Source organism: Flavobacterium sp. 90 (genome assembly GCF_004339525.1).
Classification (GTDB): Bacteria; Bacteroidota; Bacteroidia; order Flavobacteriales; family Flavobacteriaceae; genus Flavobacterium.
This window is the reverse complement of the sequence record NZ_SMGE01000001.1, coordinates 2066748-2083642: the sequence shown is the minus strand read 5'-3', so window position 1 is coordinate 2083642 and position 16895 is coordinate 2066748. Positions and strand designations below refer to the sequence as shown.

Here is a 16895-nt window from a genome sequence, read left to right as displayed (position 1 = left end):
TAAAAACAAACAACCTTCACTGGACGAAGGTTGTTTTGTTCTGATTTTTAACGGAATTAAAAAGATTAAAAAAAAGTAATTATGAAATATACAAGCTTTTATACGATCACTAAATTATTCACAGCGGCATGTTTTTTTATTGGTTTTTCGGCATTTGCACAAGAAGACGATTCAAAAGCAGGAGCAAGTGCTCAGGAACTGGCAGATAAATTAGCAAATCCGGTGGCAAGTTTAATAAGTGTGCCTTTGCAAAACAATCTTAGTTATGGTATTGGCCCGTATAATGGCACAAAATATACTATAAATATACAACCCGTAGTTCCGTTTAAGCTTAGTGATAATTTAAATCTGATTACACGTTATATTCTTCCAGTGGTAGATCAAAGAGATATTACAGGTGAAAACACCCATCAATTTGGGTTAAGTGATGCAACAGTAACTGCTTTTTTTGCACCCAAAACAAAAGGAATTATTCTGGGTTTTGGACCTGCTTTTTTAATTCCAACAGCGACAGAAAATTTTTTAGGAACAGAAAAATTTGGAGTTGGACCCAGTGTATTAGTCATGCATCAGGGAAAAGGACTTTCAGTTGGTTTCTTAGCCAATCAAATTTGGTCTGTTGCAGGAAATGAAAATCGCGCCGATGTCAATAGTTTTTATACTCAAATATTTCTTTCGCATAGTTATAAAAGCGGAGCCAGTTTAGGTGTAAATGCTGAGATTACTCAAAACTGGGAAGGAAATACGACACTAGTTTCTTTAAATCCATCTATTGGAGGAATAACCAAATTTGGAAGTCAGGTAGTACAATTTAGTGTTCAGCCTCTGATACCAATTGTTGGACCACACGAAATAAAACCTGATTGGGGTTTAAGAGCCGTGGTTGCTTTTGTATTTCCCGGGTCATAAAAAGTCATTTTTTAGTTTATTTCATCATTAAAAGACAAAAACATGAAATTAAAAATTGCATTAATTGTATTTATTAGCTTTTTAGTTAGTTGTACAAAGTCTACGACAAACAATGAAACAACGACCACTACTGACGCTGAACAAGAATCTACTTTTAAACCTGCAAATTTAGAAGAACAAATTATATATAATCGTGCTGTTGAAGCTGTAATTTGGGGAATTCCTGCGGTAAATTTTGAATTGCTTAATGAGAGTTTGAAAAAGGCAAAAGGCGATTTTAATCAAATTGTATTTTGGTCCGGATTAATTAATTCTAAAAATCAAACTCTAACACCAAATCCTGATGTTATTTATATAAATCCATTATATGATACCAGAAAAGGACCGGTTGTATTAGAAATTCCACCTGCTGAAGGAGTCTCTTCGTTAACAGGAAGTCTCGATGACGGATGGCAGACAGCTATAGAAGATATTGGTCCTGCGGGAGTAGATAAAGGAAAAGGAGGGAAATATATTATTCTGCCACCTGATTATAAAGATAAAGTGCCACAAGGTTATATTCCAATGCCTTCGTCTACTTATACAGGTTTTGCAATACTTCGCTCAAATCTTACAGATGGAAGCACTGCTGATTTAAAAAGAGCAACAGATTATGGTAAAAAGATAAAAATTTATCCATATTCTCAAGCTTCAAATCCACCGGCCACAAAGTTTACGGATTTACTTGAAGTAGATTTCAGCAATACAATTCCATATAATTTTCATTTTTTCGAAACTCTTAATGAATTTGTACAACGTGAGCCTTGGTTAACGCGAGACTTAGTTATGATTGATTTTCTAAAAACAATTGGCATTGAAAAAGGAAAACCATTTGAAGCAGATGCCAGACGAAAAGAAATACTTAATGCGGCCATAAAAGATGCTCACACGTGGGTAGATAAACAATATGAAAATATTTTTAAACCGCCATATTACGATAATACAAACTGGGCATTGCCAGCATCTCCGGATGTGGTAAAAGCAATAATGTCAAATTATCAGGCTCCTAATATCTATCCGGTAAGCGAGAGAGCAATAAGTTATTCTATGGCTTATTTCAGTGCAAAACACCTAGGTACAGGACAATTTTATTTAATGTCTATTAAAGATGATAAAGGCCAGTCATTTGATGGATCCAAGACATACCAATTGCATCTACCGGCAAATGTACCTGTCAAATTATATTGGTCAGTAACGGCTTATGACAGAGAAACCCATGCTTTGATTAAAGGTATGAAATATTTCAGTCGTGCGTCTACAACACCGGGACTTCAGAAAAACAGTGATGGTTCTGTAGATATTTATTTTGGGGCAAAAGCTCCATCAGGAAAAGAATCAAATTGGGTGCCAACAGATCCTAAAGGTAAATTTGAGTTACTCGCACGATTTTATGGACCAGAAAAAGGATTTTTTGATAAAACCTGGAAAATGGGAGATGTTAGTGAGGTGAAATAAAGAGCATGAATTTTTGATTATCAAACGTATAGAAAAACAATCTTCAATTGAACTAACAGAATTGTATTTGAAGAATACCAAGGTTTCTAAAAAAGGTTTGTTTTAATTGTATCAGTTCTGTCTGCCAATGCTAAAAAAATGTTCAGAGAATGACATAAAATGTTCCAGTCTGGGTAGTTTATACAACAGATTTACTTTTTAAAAGAAAAGAAAATTAAAAGTTATGACTGACGAGTTTAAAGAAAGCAACGAAAACAGATTTGATCCCGCGGTATCAAAAGCAAATCGTTTTGATCAGGGCGTTGCGATAAGAAAAGTTACGCCTCGTTCTGTTCATCAGGAATGGAATCCGGCAGAAAATCGTGAAGATCCCGTTGAAATTTTAATCAAAACGAGCATCGGAAGAATCGAAAATTTATTGCCTATTAGATATAGTCGAATGATGGAATCGCCTTTTGCATTTTATAGAGGAGCTGCTGCAATTATGGCCGCAGATTTAGCACAAACGCCTAGTACAGGAATCGATCTTCAGCTTTGTGGTGATTGTCATTTAATGAATTTTGGAGGATTTGCAACTCCAGAGCGCAAATTGGTCTTTGATATTAATGATTTTGATGAAACATTTCCGGGACCATGGGAATGGGATGTAAAAAGACTTGCTGCCAGTTTTGTAATTGCCGGAAGATGGAGAAAATTTACGAATAAAGTTTGTAAAGAATTCGCCTGGCATGTTGCAGACAGTTACAAGAGACATATGTTAGATTACAGCAAATTATCGGCGCTTCAAATTTGGTATGCTGATATTGATCTTGCTGAATTGATTGAAAAAGGCGAGGACGAAGAGATAAAATCGTTTCAGCAAAAACGGATAAAAAAAGCAGCAGAATATACGGCTCACGAAAAAGAGTTTGCTAAAATGACTTATCAGGAAGGTTCGCAAGCGAGAATAAAAGATGATCCTCCTTTGATTTTTCATCCTTCAGGAGAAGAAGGAAAACGAATTTTGAAAGAAGCCGAAAGCATTCATAATCGTTATCTCGAAACTTTGTCTGATGAAAAAAAAGTGCTTTTAAGCCGATATACTTTGCATGATTTGGCTATAAAAGTTGTAGGTGTGGGAAGCGTAGGAACACTATGTGGCATTAGTTTGTTAATGTCGGCAACAGGCGAACCTATTTTCTTACAGTTTAAAGAAGCAAGGCAGAGTGTGTTGGAACCTAATGTAAAAATAAAAGGAAAATATAGTCATCAGGGCGAAAGAATCGTAATGGGACAAAAATTGATGCAATCTGCATCGGATATGTTTTTAGGCTGGACAAACGATGATCATGGTAAGTTCTTTTATATCCGTCAGCTTCGGGACGCAAAAGTAAAACCGGTTCTTGAAATTATGAAGGCAAAAAATATGGCAGATTATGCAAAAGCCTGCGGATGGGCACTTGCCAGAGCACATGCTCGCACAGGAGATCCATCAGTGTTATCTGGTTACATTGGAAAAAGTAATGAATTTGCCAATGCAATTTCGAGATTTTCTATTTCGTATGCCAATCAAAATGATTCAGATTATAATAGAATGTTAGAAGCAATAAAAGAAGGGAGATTGCCTATTTCTACAGAAGTTTGACCTTTCAATAATTATTTAAAATAGAATATATGGGTAAAAAGTTTTTGTTTTTGATGGGCTTTGTGATTATTACAATCACAACAAATGGCCAGACACAGCGTATAGATTCTACGGCTGTTTTTCTATTACATCGGGCTGGTGAAACTTTGCAGGATATTAAAGCGTGTAGTTTTACAGCGGTTACAACTTATGATGTTCCAAATGAAAATTTGGGGCTTATAAAACATGCAATAACAGACAAGGTTTCGATTAAATTTCCAGATAAAATGAAGGTTGCTTCTACAGGAGATAAAGGAAATCGAGGTTTTTGGTACAACGGAAAAAAACTAAATTATTATTCATTTGATAATAATACCTATGGTTTTACTGCAGCTCCGGGTTCTGTAATCGAAACTATTGATGAGGTGAGTAAAAAATTTGGAATTGAATTTCCCGGTGCCGATTTTTTCTATCCCACATTTTTGCAGGATCTTCTTTCAGAACAAGGCAATTTGATTTTTTTAGGAAAAACGATAGTCGATGGGCGTGAGTGTTTTCATATTGCAGGAAATGATAAAACAAAGAGTTTTCAATTCTGGATTGGAAGCGATGATTTGTTTCTGCCGGTAAAAATGGTAATCATTTATACCTCTGATAAAGACAAACCACAATATGAAGCCCTCTATAAAGATTGGACCATAAATAATGATTATCCGGATTCAATGTTTGAATTTACGACGCCGCCAAAAGCTACAATAGTGAAGTTAGCGCCTAGAGAAAACACTAAATAATCCAATAAACTCCATAGTTATGAAATTATATCAACCCAAAAATAAAATCTCAATCATAATTATTGCATTCTTTGCAGTACTGCTTATGATTCCGGAAGATGCCACAGCACAGCGTTTTGGTCATTTTACACCAATGCGTCCTATGCCGAGACCAATGCCAACTCCGCGTCCAATGCCAACACCAAGGCCGATTCCGCCAACGCCGCGTCCAATTCCGCCAGGACCAAGACCAATTCCGCCAAGGCCATTACCTCCGCCGCCACATCCATATCCAAGACCTTATCCGGTGCCATTTCATCCTTATCCGGTGCCATATCCATATATCTATCATCCGTTTGTGCCTTATTATTGGGGACCAACATGGTTTCCGATAGGATTTTTTGCCGCAACATTAACAACAGCTGCAATCGTAATTTCAGTCGAAAATAATCAGTATAACTACGATGATGGAGTTTACTATACAAAAGAATCCAATGGTTATAAAGTTGTACCTGCGCCACTTGGAGCAACAATTTCCGAATTGCCAAAAGGTTATGTGACGATTAATGTTTCAGGAACAGAATACTATTATTATGGAGGTGCTTATTATACAAAAGATACCAGTAAATATAAAGTAGTAGATGCACCAGTTGGAGCAGTTGTTTCGCATCTTCCTGAAGGAGCCGAAGAAAAAACTATTGACGGTCAAAAATACATGATTTATAATAATGTGTATTATCAGCCAATTTCTAAAGATGGACAAGACAGTTATGTTGTTGTTCAGGGAAAATAGAAGTAAAAAAATAAGAACGGTTAATTTACTGATAAACAAATCGTTCTGACAAATAAGTAAGAATTTTATTTATTTTGTTATGTTAATTAAATAAAATAATTTATCTTTGAGTGTGAGGTAAGGTGTTGTAATCTAATGGATTGCAATAAATTAACAATTGTTTAATGTTACTTGCCATTCGGATAATATTTATTCAAGATTTTATAATTCCAATTAAACTAGTTTAATCATTAATTTAAAATACAATGAAAATGAATATTAAAAGAAAGAATCTTCGCATTATCCCAATGTTGTTGTTGGGTCTTTTTTACAGTTGTGCTCCAACCGTAAAAGTTACAAATGATTACGACCACAGTGCTAATTTTAGCGAATACAAAACTTTTGCAGTTTATGATTTAAAAGCGCAAGAAGGTCAGGTAAATCAATTAAATGTTGATCGAATTACAAAAGCAATCCGCGCGGAACTTATTAGTAAAGGTTTTACCGAAGCGACTAATAATCCGGATTTAAAAGTAAACGCAGTATCTATTTTAAAAAATAAAACATCAGTATCATCAAACACTGACTTCTATGGCTATGGAGGAATGTATCGTCCATACGGATATTGGGGCGGCGGTGCTATGATGGGAGGAGCAAACACAACATATAATACTTATGATTATGTTGATGGCTCTCTGATAATTGATATTGTATCTACAAAAACTCAAAAATTAGTGTGGCAAGGAATTGGGAATGCAGAAATAGACAGCAAACCAGATAATCCAGAAGAATTTATTGCTAATTCAATCAAAAAAATACTTGCAGGTTTTCCTCCGGGATTGGCAAAAAAATAGACTATAATGTCTTAAAAGAATAAGATACTATACTTATCAATCCCCAGATAAGTATAGTACTTGATAAGTTGATAATGACTTCTTTTTAAACCTAATTTAGAAAGGAAAAGGAATATTTTTAATAAATCAAGCTAAAACACATGATCGATATATTACTTTCAATTTTCTTTTTTACAGCAACAATAGTTGGTTTTGCAACATCGTTTATGGTTCTGTTTTCGAAAAAAAATTATTCAAAAAGTTTTTTTCTGGGGATGTTTTTGTTTAGCCTTGCGGTTGTGAGTATTTATAATTTTTATCTGTCTGCTACAGTTTTTAAGAGTTTTCCGGATCTGTTCATGATCACAAAATCATTTGTTTTTTTAGTGGCGCCTTCTGCTTTTTTATATGTTAGGAGCATCTTGTTTTCAGACAAAATGTTTCGAAGGTATGACTGGCTGCATTTTTTACCTTTCATGGTGTACTTTAGTCTGACCGTTTTTGTATGGGCAGGAAACTCTCTGGGTATTAAAGCAGTCCATTATATTTCGGATAAAATAAACAGTCCTTTTTCGATGTTAAGCTTAACAGTCTGGCTGTCCTATGCGTTTTGCCAGACAATGATGATTTTAAATTACGATTTAAAAAGTATCAAAGAAAACCACTTTAGCCGAAGAAAGGTTTTAAGTTGGATCAGAGTATATAATTTGATGATCTTGTTTTTGTTTTCAGCACTTTTTGTGCACTATTTTTTGATTAGCAAAGTAGATACTATTGATTTATCATGTTATGTTTTAATTTCGGCCGTATTGGTTTTTACAGTTGGCTGGCTCTATTTCAGACCTCATATTTTTTACGATACAAACGAGACGGAAGATAATTATAGTTTTGCTTCAGATGATTTGGTAATAGACAAAACACTTGAAACTTGTAATGTTTTGCCAATTTCAAAAGAAATAACAATAGAGAAAAAAGAACTTTATCTGGAAAAATTAGAAAGTATTTTTATTTCAAAAGAACTCTTTTTGAAAAAGGATTTAGTGATTCGCGATATATCTGATGAAACCGGAATATCAGTTCATCATCTTTCAAATTTAATCAATTCAGAATTTAATCTTCATTTTCAGGATTATGTAAATCTAAAAAGGATCGAATATTTTAAAGAAAAAATAAACGATCCAGAATGGAAGGATTTATCTTTAGAAGGCATGGCATGGGGTTCCGGATTTAAGTCGAGAACAACTTGTTTCAGAGCTTTTATAAAACATACCGGAAAATCGCCTTCTGAATACTTCAAAGTAATTAGGATTAATCCTGAGAAAACAAATACTTATTATTTTAAACCAACTTCAAATTAAAAAAAGAGTTGTAAAAAGTAGTTGTGTAATCTCAATTAATATTTAAAATAACAACTATGAATACAAAATTCAATCAAAGACAAGCATCAAAATTCATACTTGTCTTAGCACTTTTGTTTATTTGTTTGTCTGGAAATGCACAGCTTAAAGGTGGTCACATACTTGGTGCCATGGGATTGCAATCAGGAACACAAAATCCTGTAAATACTTTAAGTGTTTATATACCCGGATATTTTTATAGCGCATCATCATTGCGAAATGCAAATGGAGATAAATCAATTGCAAATCCTGATTTAACGATGACTATTACAGGTGTAGGAGCGTCATATGTAAGTGATTTTAAAATTTTGGGAGCCAATTATGGAGCAACTGTCCTGCTTCCTTTTGCGGCTAATACAATTCAGGGAAATAGTGTAAATGCAACAAATTCATTAGCGTATACAGATACTTATATTCAGCCTATACAATTGGGTTGGCACAATAAAAGAGCTGATTTTGTTTTTAGTTATCAAATGTATTTACCAACAGGCAGATTTACTGCAGGAGCTTCAGATAATACAGGTTTAGGAATGTTTATGAACGAATTTTCAGGAGGAACAACTTTGTTTTTTAATGATAAAAAAACGTTTCATTTCTCTGTATTAGCAGCTTATGAGTTAAATGGAAAAAAGAAAGATACTGATATTAAAACCGGAGATATTTTGAGTGTTGAAGGAGGTTTGGGAAGAACATTCTATATGATGAATGCCGAAAAAACGGCTCCAAAAGGAATACTTAATGCCGGTTTAATTTATTATTTGCAATATAAAGTAACAAATGATAAAATTCCGGTTCCAATATTTGGAACAATTGAAACAGACAAAGATCGTGTGGCAGGAATTGGAGCCGAGATTAATTATTATCATATTGGCTGTAGTACTTCGGCAGGATTTAGATGGATAGGCGAGGTTGAGGCCGTAAATAGATTTCAGGGAAATACATTTTTCCTGACGCTTGCACATGTCTTTAGCTTTAAGAAAAAATAAATTTAGGTGGCGTTTTTTGCAGCTTTTCCTGGTTGATATTTTTAAGAATGCAATAAATTCTAAAGTTGATTAATTGGCAAATAAATATTCAGTTTCTACTATGAAAAGCACAACTCACTTGCGTAAAATTGCCCTGTTAAATCTCTTCTTCATCTTATCATTCTCGACAATGATGGGACAAAAACAACATATTAGTGTAAAAGATTCTTTGGATGGAGCCTTCGATTTAAGTGATTATATTATTTATGCGCATGGTTTTTTGGTGGTTCCAACGCTTATTACAGAACCGGCTTTGGGTGGAATTGGTGGTGCAGTTGTGCCGGTTTTTCTTAAAAAACACGCGCCGGTTATCGATGAAAATGGTAAAAAACGATTTATAAATCCTGATATTACAGGAGCAATCGGAATGTATACCGGAAATAAAAGCTGGATGGTAGGTGCATTTCGTTCCAGCACTTTAATAAAACCAAGAATTTTGTACAGAGTCATGGCGGGTTATGGTAATATGAATCTTTCGTTTTATGAAAATTTACCATCAGGAAAAGATTTAGAATTTAAACTTAATTTTAAATCGACGGTTTTCTATACACAATGGCTTAAGCAGTTTCGAAATGCAAAATGGAGCGCAGGACCACAATATCTTTTCCTGAATTCTAATATTGATATTCCAGATGCCAATCTTCCCTCTTTTATAAAACCCAAAGACATAAAAAGTACAGTAAGTCAATTAGGAGGTGCAATTCAGTTTGATGGTCGCGATAATATTTTTACACCCGATAAGGGAATCCGTTTGCAATCAGATTTCTTTTGGTCAGATAATTCAATAGGAAGTGATTATGATGCCTGGCGTGTAAATTTATCTGCAATTGGATATTATCCTATTGCAAAAAAACTAATTGGAGGTCTTAGATTAGAAGGGGAACAATCCTTTGGAAATCCGCCTTTTTATCTTTTACCGGGAATTAATCTAAGAGGAATTCCGGCAGCAAGATATCAGGGAAAAACAAGTATAGTAACAGAAGCAGAGCTAAGATGGGACGTTTATAGAAGATGGAGTGTGATGGGCTATGGCGGTCTTGCAAGTGCTTTTAACGATTGGGATAAAGCTTTTGCTAAACCTGTAGTTTACAGTTACGGAACCGGTTTTAGATATTTATTGGCTCGAAAATTCAAGCTAAGAATGGGAGTAGACGTTGCAAAAGGTCCCGAAGAATGGGCGTATTATGTTGTTTTTGGCAGCAATTGGCTAAGATAAATCTTTAAACTAAAAAATTCCCAACGTAATTATTGGGAATTTGAAAGTGTTTTTATATAAAAAAATAAAGGCCGATACTCTTATTTCTTCCAATAAGGTTTAATGATTTTATTCTCTTTATGAATCAAAATCAATAATATAATAGTTCCTAAGGCACAAAAAGCAATTGCCTGTAATGATCCTTCGGGACCAAATTCTCCACCGGTTATAAATTCCGGACCTTGTATTTTTGCCGTTAATAAACTACTCGTTTTTTCGTTTCCTGATGTTATGGCGCCATAAATTCCCGACTGTGTAAAATTCCATGCAAAATGCAATGCAATAGGCATCCATAAATTACGACTGTAAATAAAAGCTGCGCCCATTAAAAAACCTGCGGTAGTAATACAGATGCTCGAAATCAAAGTTCCGTTAGGATTTGCCAAATGTAAAACTCCAAATAGTATCGAAGAAAAAGTCAGAGAAATATAAGTTCCCAGTTTTTCTTCCATAATTCTAAATATAATTCCGCGTACCAATATTTCTTCGATAATGGCAACTGTAAACATAATCGCAAACGGAATCAGGATAAACGAAATTGGGTTGATGTTTACAACGCTGTAATTTCCGTTGAGGTACATTACTAAAATAGTAAGCGATTGCAGTATAAAACCAATTAAAACTCCAATAGTAATATTCTTGAAAAGTCCTTTTGTCGCTAATTCTGTTACGGTTCTTTTGTCGTATTTTTTAAAGAAAAGAATATAACTGAAAATGCACGATGCCGAGACAAAAAGCCCTTTTAGAAGATTGCGATAATCCTTATCAAGCGAGGTTAATTCCAGTAATTTTGCGGCAATTTGTTGACCAATAATTACAACTGCCATAAAAGTAAGTATAGCCAGAATAATTTTGGTTACAGGAGAATTAAAAGTTCTTTGTTTTAAAGTAAGCGTTTCCATTTTGATTGTGTTTTATCATTTATGATAAAGCAAAATTAGGCGACATCAAAAACAAAAAATAGAATGAAATTTGCCTTCGCTATAATTTCTGAAATTGTTTGGGTAAAAATCCTGTTTGATTTTTAAAAGTTCTGATAAAATGACTTTGGTCTGAAAAACCACATTGAAAACCAATTTCGGTTAAATTATCTTCGCTGGATTGAATCAGCGAAAGCGAACGATTGATTTTAATCCGGCGCATATATTCTCCAAGAGTACAGCCAAAATATTTAGGAAAATGCTTCGAAATTGTAATTGGATTTAAGTTTAAAACCGTGGCAAGATCCTGCAAATTGGGATTCTCATTCCAGCAATCGTTCAATAATTCTTCTAGACTTTTTACCCAAAACGGACTTTTATCAAAACGTTCTAAATGAACATTAGAATTGGAGATTTGAGCAAACAACATCTTAATAGTGTCGCCCGAAAAAGTATCAGAGATCTGAGATTCTTTAAATATTTTTAAAATCAAAAATTTGGTAAGGGCAGTATTTTGAATAGATTTCTCGATAATTGCTTCAGAAATTTGAAGTTCTTTCAATAGATCTTCTTCAACTTCAATATTGATATTTTTAGACGGAAAAAGAGTGTTTTGATTCAAATGCAATTCGTCGCTGTGATAGAATAGTAAAGAACCCGGACCAATATTTTCGCTAAAATTTTTACGTTTTTCAGTTGTTCCGCCTTTTAGAAACAATGTAATATGTGCATTATTATGCGAATGCCAGCCTTCGTAAACCTTACTTTTATACTCGGTTTCAACAACAGCAATTCCTTGCGTGTTGTTAAAAATGTTTTTGGTATTGCCTAAGTATTTCTCTTTTTCGAGTTCGTACATCTGGGTCGTATTTGCTGCAATTGCGCGAACCAAATTAATACATATTGAGGAATAATAAAATAGCGATTGATTTTGATTCAAAAACACTCAACCATTTTGTCATATTTGTAAGTTTTGTTAGCTTAATAAAAAGATTTTGTAAATATTAACGGTTATAAGTTAGTTTTTTTAGCTAAAATTTAATTGTTTTGTAACAAAAAGTAAATTACCACTACTAATTTATTAAATAATTAAACAATCATTATGAGTACATTTTCATTTAAATCAGTACTTGCAGCTTCTGTTTTTTTTGCTGGAGCGACAGGCTGTTTTGCACAGGACATTTTAGTTAATTCACTAAAAGCGAATGCAAGCGAAAAAAGTAAAGAAGCTTTTAAATTTACAGAGCAAATTAATCTGGGAACAACTTCTGTAAAATCACAGGGATCTTCGGGAACTTGTTGGAGTTATTCTACAAATTCTTTTTTAGAGTCAGAAATGATTCGTTTAGGAAAACAACCAGTTGAATTGTCACAAATTTATTCGGCTAGAAATGTTTATGTAGAAAAAGGTGTAAATTATGTTCGTATGCACGGAGCAGTTACTTTGGGTGACGGTGGAGCTTTGCACGATGTAATTAATATGTATAAAAAATACGGAACTGTACCAAGAGAAGTTTATACAGGATTAAACTACGGAACTGACAAAAATAAATTTGGCGAAATGTCAGCTCTTATCGAAGCAGTTTTGGCAGCTGTTGTAAAAAATCCAAATGGTGAATTGACTCCAAACTGGCAAAAAGCGTATGCTGCAGTTATCGATTCTTATTTAGGAAAAGTGCCGGAAAACTTTACATACAAAGGAAAAAACTACACGCCACAAACTTTTGCTAAAGAAGTAGTAGGAATCAATCCTGATGAATATGTTGAAATGTCATCTTTTACAACTTCTCCATACTACCAAAAAACAACTTTGATGGTGCCGGACAACTGGTCACTTGATCAGGTTTACAATGTAAAAGTAAATGACATGACAGATGTTATTGACAATGCATTGAAAAAAGGATATACTGTAGCTTGGGCAACTGACGTAAGTGAAAAAAGCTTTAGCTGGAAAAATGGTGTTGCTTATGTACCAACAAAGAAATTTGATGATATGACTGCCGAAGAAAAAGCAGATATGTTCAACGGACCAAAAGCAGAACCAGAAATCACTCCGGAAATGCGTCAGGCTGCGTTTGATAACTACACAACAACAGACGATCACGGAATGCACATTATTGGTATTGCAAAAGATCAAACCGGAAAAGAATATTACATCGTAAAAAATTCTTGGGGAGAAACAAACGACTACAAAGGTTTCTTGTTTGTAACCAAAAATTTCGTAAAATATAAAACTACTGCCTTAATGGTAAACAAAGGCGGAATTCCAACAGAAATCGCTAAAAAATTAGGAGTTTAATTTTATTCCGGATTTTAAAATAAATAGAAAAAGCGCTGCAAGTAATTGCGGCGCTTTTTTTATGCATTTTAATCTTTCTTATAAATAGTGAACGTTATCTAAATCAGGTATAACTACTGGTTTGTATTGTATTTTGTATTCCTAAATTCGTCATGCTTAAGTAATTAAGAGGCAGTTCCCGAAAAGCCTTAACAGAGTAGGGATATCCAATAAACAATTTAACCATGTCAACATCCCCAGTAATCACCGTACCAATTACAGATCAACAACATCTGTTATTTTTATTTATTCCATTAAAAAAAGGCTTTTTAGCCGAGGCAATGGGAGCAGCCCAAAAAGTTAAAGAAGCTGCAGCTCCATTAACCGCTCCTACCGGAGATTTGCGTAAAACAACCGGAGTACATTATTTTACGATTTATGCCCAAGCAGACGGAGTTCCGACTCCGGGAATACCTGTTCCGGGATTTCAATCCTTTCCGGGAAAAGATGTATTAGTGGTAACGTCTATATATGATGGGCAATTTGATGCTTACATCAGTGCTTTTTTTGAAATTGATGCTATTGTACAAGGCTTAAATGGTTTATTGCATTTAATGGATGAAAGCGGAATTCCAAACGTAGATGCTGACGGAAAAACATCAGCAAATTATATCGCAAAAATGGGAGGAGTTAAGAAAAATGCACTTGCTTTTTACTGTTTATTAATGCGTTATAATTTTGGAGATCCAATTTTATCTGCCGGAGACAAAAACGGAAAATATGTTTTTGGAACTAATTTCCCAGGACTTACAGTAGCAAAAATTATCGATAATTATCCAAATGCTGATAAAATATGGCCACCGGTTCAGGGTGAAGTAAGTTATGATTTTCCTAAAGCTCAAAAACCGGATTGTAAATAGTTTAAAATCTAATTTTAATAAAGATAAACTATGAGCAATTCAAATCAGGTTGAAATGAACGATGTGCAGGGATTAATATTACGTGGATATAATTTCCCTAATATCCGGTACATTATTTTAAGTATAAAAGATATTGCCGGAGCACAAAAATTCTGTTCAGATCTTGCTTCAGGAACTGGTCCCGGAGGTTTGTCTATTACCACTGCAGAGCCTTGGGAAAACATGCAAAAACCAGAGTATTGCCTGAACATTGGTTTTACATATTCAGGTTTAGAAACTCTTATAGGCTCAGTTAATTGTGGTACAGTAAATTATTATTCAAGTGATGAGGTCGTTGTGTCTTTTACAAATGGAGCTGCTAGTGATGCAGTTGCAATGGGCGATACAGGCGAAAGTGCTCCAACAAACTGGTGGAAAAACGGAGGTTGGATACCAAAAGAAGCACCAAGCGCTGACGGAAGTGAGCTTCATATTCAATTAACACTTTTTACCTTAACGCCAGAAAACAGAGAAAAATATTATTCGACTTTGTTGAGTATGATAGCAGAAACACCATCAGGACCTGCAGTAGTTCCGGTATATTATCAGGATTCAGATCCTATAACTGTCGATGGAAATTCAGATTATGTACATTTTGGTTATCGTGATAGTTTGTCGCAGCCGCGAATTGATGATATTTTGTGGAATAAACCCAAAATGCTAAAATTAATGGGTGTAAGCAGTATCGATGACAGACCAAAAGTCCCTTTGGACCGTTTTGTGATCAGTCAGGATGCGTCAGATTATAATGCACATACGCTATTGGTAAACGGTACTTTTGCCGCATTTAGATTGTTGTATCAGGACGAAGCTAAATTTGAAGCATTCATTCATTCAGATAGTAGAACTTCGCCCGAATTAATGGCAGCTAAAATGTGCGGACGATGGCGCGACGGTACACCTCTTGTGGTATCACCGGATAAAGAAGATAAAAGTCTGGGAGAACCGAGTACTAAAAACTTCAATTTTACAAATTTCGATTATTTAGCACCAAGCCCAAATCAGCAAGGTGATCAAAGTAGTGACGAACTTGGGTTAAAATGTCCTTATGCAGCGCATATACGAAGAGCAAACCCAAGGGACGATATAAACGTTACCGGAAACAATAATAATGCTCAAACGCATAGAATTTTAAGACGCGCATCGCCTTATGGTCCCGTATATGATCCTGCCGAAAAACCAGGCATACAACGCGGATTGGTGGGATTGTTTATTGGTGCTGTTCTTGATTTTCAGTTTCGCTTTGTTACCAAACTCTGGTTAGAATTAGGCGGTTTTAGAAATCCTGATGCTTCGCCCAATAGCAGTGGTGTTGACCCTCTTTTTGGACCACAGGTTGCCGATACTAATCCTGGTGATTTTACTTTTTCCTATAACAAAAATGGTACTTATGATCAAACTCCAAATCTTAGCCGTTTTATACGTACAGATGGAGGTTTATATCTTTTTTTACCCGGAATTACAGGTTTAAAATACATTGCCGAAGGAAAAATTCCACAACCTCTTAGTTAAATTGAGATTCTTAAGAATTTACGTTTTTTAAAATAAATAGAAAAAGCGCTGTAAGTAATTGCGGCGCTTTTTTTTTAATTTTAATTCTTGGAATACAGACTTGTTTTTTGAATTTGTTTTTTTAGTTTTTAATTAAAGCAATTATCTATATAAAATGTATATTTGATTTTAAATTAATTAATACTTTTCTTTCAAAATAATATGTCAAAAAATAAAAAGATAAATGTAAAGGGTATTGATATTGTTTTGTATGAAGACAATAAAGAAGATTTTATATCGCTAACGGATATTGCGAGACATAGGGATAATGAACGTAGTGACTATATTTTACAAAACTGGATGAGGAATAGAAGTACAATTGAATTTATTGGCTTATGGGAAAAATTTAATAATCCTGATTTTAATTCCATCGAATTCGATGGAATTAAAAATATGGCAGGTTCTAACAGTTTTTCACTAACTCCAAAAAGATGGATTGAATCTACTAATGCTATTGGAATTATTTCGAAAACTGGTAGATATGGAGGAACGTTCGCTCATAAAGATATTGCTTTTGAATTTGCTACGTGGTTGAGTGCAGAATTCAAATTTTATTTAATAAAAGAATTTCAACGTTTAAAGGAGGAAGAGAATAGTACTAAAAAATTAGATTGGAATCTTCAAAGAACCATTTCTAAAATTAATTATAGAATACACACGGATGCAATAAAGGAAAATCTAATTCCGATAAGTTTAAAAACAAATCAAAGAAATTTTATTTACGCAGATGAAGCAGATATATTGAACGTTGCTTTGTTTGGTAAAACAGCAAAACAATGGCGTATTGAAAACCCTGACGAAAAAGGAAATATTAGAGATATAGCATCTATTGAGCAACTAGTTGTGCTGTCTAATCTTGAAAGTATAAATGCTATGCTAATACAACAAGATATAGAACAAAACGAGCGGTTATTAAAATTGAATGAAATCGCTATAAGTCAAATGAAATCGCTAATTAATACTACAGTATTAAAGAATATTACATCGTAAAAAATTCTTGGGGAGAAACAAACGATTACAAAGGTTTCTTGTTTGTAACCAAAAATTTCGTAAAATATAAAACTACTGCCTTAATGGTAAACAAAGGCGGAATTCCAACAGATATCGCTAAAAAATTAGGAGTTTAATT

At 34.2% G+C, this 16895-nt stretch carries 15 protein-coding genes and 1 pseudogene; 14 read left to right on the top strand and 2 right to left on the bottom strand.

The features are described from left to right. Positions 1–81: 81 nt before the first annotated feature. The 9 genes from C8C83_RS08405 (at position 82) to C8C83_RS08365 (ending at position 10019) form a co-directional block, all read left to right on the top strand. Positions 82–909 (top strand): hypothetical protein, encoded by an 828-nt coding sequence (locus C8C83_RS08405; protein WP_121327759.1) that lies wholly within the window; start codon positions 82–84, stop codon positions 907–909. Between the two features lie 42 nt (positions 910–951). Beyond that, positions 952–2403, top strand: a complete 1452-nt coding sequence (locus C8C83_RS08400; protein ID WP_121327758.1) for a DUF1254 domain-containing protein — start codon at positions 952–954, stop codon at positions 2401–2403. Positions 2404–2626: 223 nt separating this feature from the next. Next, entirely contained in the window at positions 2627–4027 is a 1401-nt protein-coding gene (locus tag C8C83_RS08395) for a DUF2252 domain-containing protein (protein ID WP_121327756.1), read from the top strand. A 29-nt stretch (positions 4028–4056) separates the two neighbouring features. Beyond that, positions 4057–4797 carry a DUF2092 domain-containing protein gene (locus tag C8C83_RS08390; RefSeq protein WP_121327754.1) on the top strand — a complete coding sequence of 247 codons (741 nt, stop codon included), beginning with the start codon at positions 4057–4059 and terminating at the stop codon, positions 4795–4797. A gap of 19 nt (positions 4798–4816) precedes the next feature. After that, the gene (locus tag C8C83_RS08385) at positions 4817–5569 is read left to right on the top strand and encodes a DUF6515 family protein (RefSeq protein ID WP_132011723.1); all 753 of its coding nucleotides are present in this window, start codon (positions 4817–4819) and stop codon (positions 5567–5569) included. Positions 5570–5820: 251 nt separating this feature from the next. Then, entirely contained in the window at positions 5821–6402 is a 582-nt protein-coding gene (locus C8C83_RS08380) for a DUF4136 domain-containing protein (RefSeq protein ID WP_132011722.1), read from the top strand. 140 nt (positions 6403–6542) lie between these two features. Then, complete coding sequence (locus tag C8C83_RS08375; RefSeq protein WP_121327750.1) at positions 6543–7739, top strand: helix-turn-helix domain-containing protein; 1197 nt, start codon at positions 6543–6545, stop codon at positions 7737–7739. A 56-nt stretch (positions 7740–7795) separates the two neighbouring features. Then, a complete protein-coding gene (locus tag C8C83_RS08370) occupies positions 7796–8764 on the top strand; it encodes a transporter (protein WP_121327748.1) in 969 nt (322 codons plus the stop codon). 73 nt (positions 8765–8837) lie between these two features. Then, positions 8838–10019, top strand: a complete 1182-nt coding sequence (locus C8C83_RS08365) for a BamA/TamA family outer membrane protein (protein WP_121327746.1) — start codon at positions 8838–8840, stop codon at positions 10017–10019. Positions 10020–10099: 80 nt separating this feature from the next. On the opposite strand, the gene C8C83_RS08360 is transcribed toward C8C83_RS08365, so the two are convergent. After that, complete coding sequence (locus tag C8C83_RS08360; RefSeq protein ID WP_121327744.1) at positions 10100–10960, bottom strand: type II CAAX endopeptidase family protein; 861 nt, start codon at positions 10958–10960, stop codon at positions 10100–10102. 79 nt (positions 10961–11039) lie between these two features. After that, positions 11040–11837: a response regulator transcription factor gene (locus C8C83_RS08355; protein WP_132011721.1), complete on the bottom strand. Its 798-nt coding sequence runs from the start codon at positions 11835–11837 to the stop codon at positions 11040–11042. 243 nt (positions 11838–12080) lie between these two features. On the opposite strand from C8C83_RS08355, the gene C8C83_RS08350 reads away from it, so the two are divergent. From C8C83_RS08350 to C8C83_RS27380, 5 genes and pseudogenes are all read left to right on the top strand, one after another. Then, the gene (locus C8C83_RS08350) at positions 12081–13277 is read left to right on the top strand and encodes a C1 family peptidase (protein ID WP_121327740.1); all 1197 of its coding nucleotides are present in this window, start codon (positions 12081–12083) and stop codon (positions 13275–13277) included. Positions 13278–13501: 224 nt separating this feature from the next. Then, entirely contained in the window at positions 13502–14176 is a 675-nt protein-coding gene (locus C8C83_RS08345) for a hypothetical protein (protein ID WP_121327738.1), read from the top strand. A 30-nt stretch (positions 14177–14206) separates the two neighbouring features. Continuing rightward, positions 14207–15727, top strand: a complete 1521-nt coding sequence (locus C8C83_RS08340) for a hypothetical protein (RefSeq protein ID WP_121327736.1) — start codon at positions 14207–14209, stop codon at positions 15725–15727. A gap of 201 nt (positions 15728–15928) precedes the next feature. Then, positions 15929–16756 carry a KilA-N domain-containing protein gene (locus C8C83_RS08335; RefSeq protein WP_121327734.1) on the top strand — a complete coding sequence of 276 codons (828 nt, stop codon included), beginning with the start codon at positions 15929–15931 and terminating at the stop codon, positions 16754–16756. Further along, a pseudogene (locus C8C83_RS27380) lies at positions 16738–16893 on the top strand (aminopeptidase); the annotation flags it as partial. The gene C8C83_RS08335 and the pseudogene C8C83_RS27380, both read left to right, overlap by 19 nt. Between the last annotated feature and the right edge of the window lie 2 nt (positions 16894–16895).

What these genes read in the sequence shown, in the direction of transcription:
- C8C83_RS08405 (WP_121327759.1), top strand. Translation starts at nt 82, where the DNA reads ATGAAATATACAAGCTTTTATACGATCACTAAATTATTCACAGCGGCA.
- C8C83_RS08400 (WP_121327758.1), top strand. Translation starts at nt 952, where the DNA reads ATGAAATTAAAAATTGCATTAATTGTATTTATTAGCTTTTTAGTTAGT.
- C8C83_RS08395 (WP_121327756.1), top strand. Translation starts at nt 2,627, where the DNA reads ATGACTGACGAGTTTAAAGAAAGCAACGAAAACAGATTTGATCCCGCG.
- C8C83_RS08390 (WP_121327754.1), top strand. Translation starts at nt 4,057, where the DNA reads ATGGGTAAAAAGTTTTTGTTTTTGATGGGCTTTGTGATTATTACAATC.
- C8C83_RS08385 (WP_132011723.1), top strand. Translation starts at nt 4,817, where the DNA reads ATGAAATTATATCAACCCAAAAATAAAATCTCAATCATAATTATTGCA.
- C8C83_RS08380 (WP_132011722.1), top strand. Translation starts at nt 5,821, where the DNA reads ATGAATATTAAAAGAAAGAATCTTCGCATTATCCCAATGTTGTTGTTG.
- C8C83_RS08375 (WP_121327750.1), top strand. Translation starts at nt 6,543, where the DNA reads ATGATCGATATATTACTTTCAATTTTCTTTTTTACAGCAACAATAGTT.
- C8C83_RS08370 (WP_121327748.1), top strand. Translation starts at nt 7,796, where the DNA reads ATGAATACAAAATTCAATCAAAGACAAGCATCAAAATTCATACTTGTC.
- C8C83_RS08360 (WP_121327744.1), bottom strand. Translation starts at nt 10,960, where the DNA reads ATGGAAACGCTTACTTTAAAACAAAGAACTTTTAATTCTCCTGTAACC.
- C8C83_RS08355 (WP_132011721.1), bottom strand. Translation starts at nt 11,837, where the DNA reads ATGTACGAACTCGAAAAAGAGAAATACTTAGGCAATACCAAAAACATT.
- C8C83_RS08350 (WP_121327740.1), top strand. Translation starts at nt 12,081, where the DNA reads ATGAGTACATTTTCATTTAAATCAGTACTTGCAGCTTCTGTTTTTTTT.
- C8C83_RS08345 (WP_121327738.1), top strand. Translation starts at nt 13,502, where the DNA reads ATGTCAACATCCCCAGTAATCACCGTACCAATTACAGATCAACAACAT.
- C8C83_RS08340 (WP_121327736.1), top strand. Translation starts at nt 14,207, where the DNA reads ATGAGCAATTCAAATCAGGTTGAAATGAACGATGTGCAGGGATTAATA.
- C8C83_RS08335 (WP_121327734.1), top strand. Translation starts at nt 15,929, where the DNA reads ATGTCAAAAAATAAAAAGATAAATGTAAAGGGTATTGATATTGTTTTG.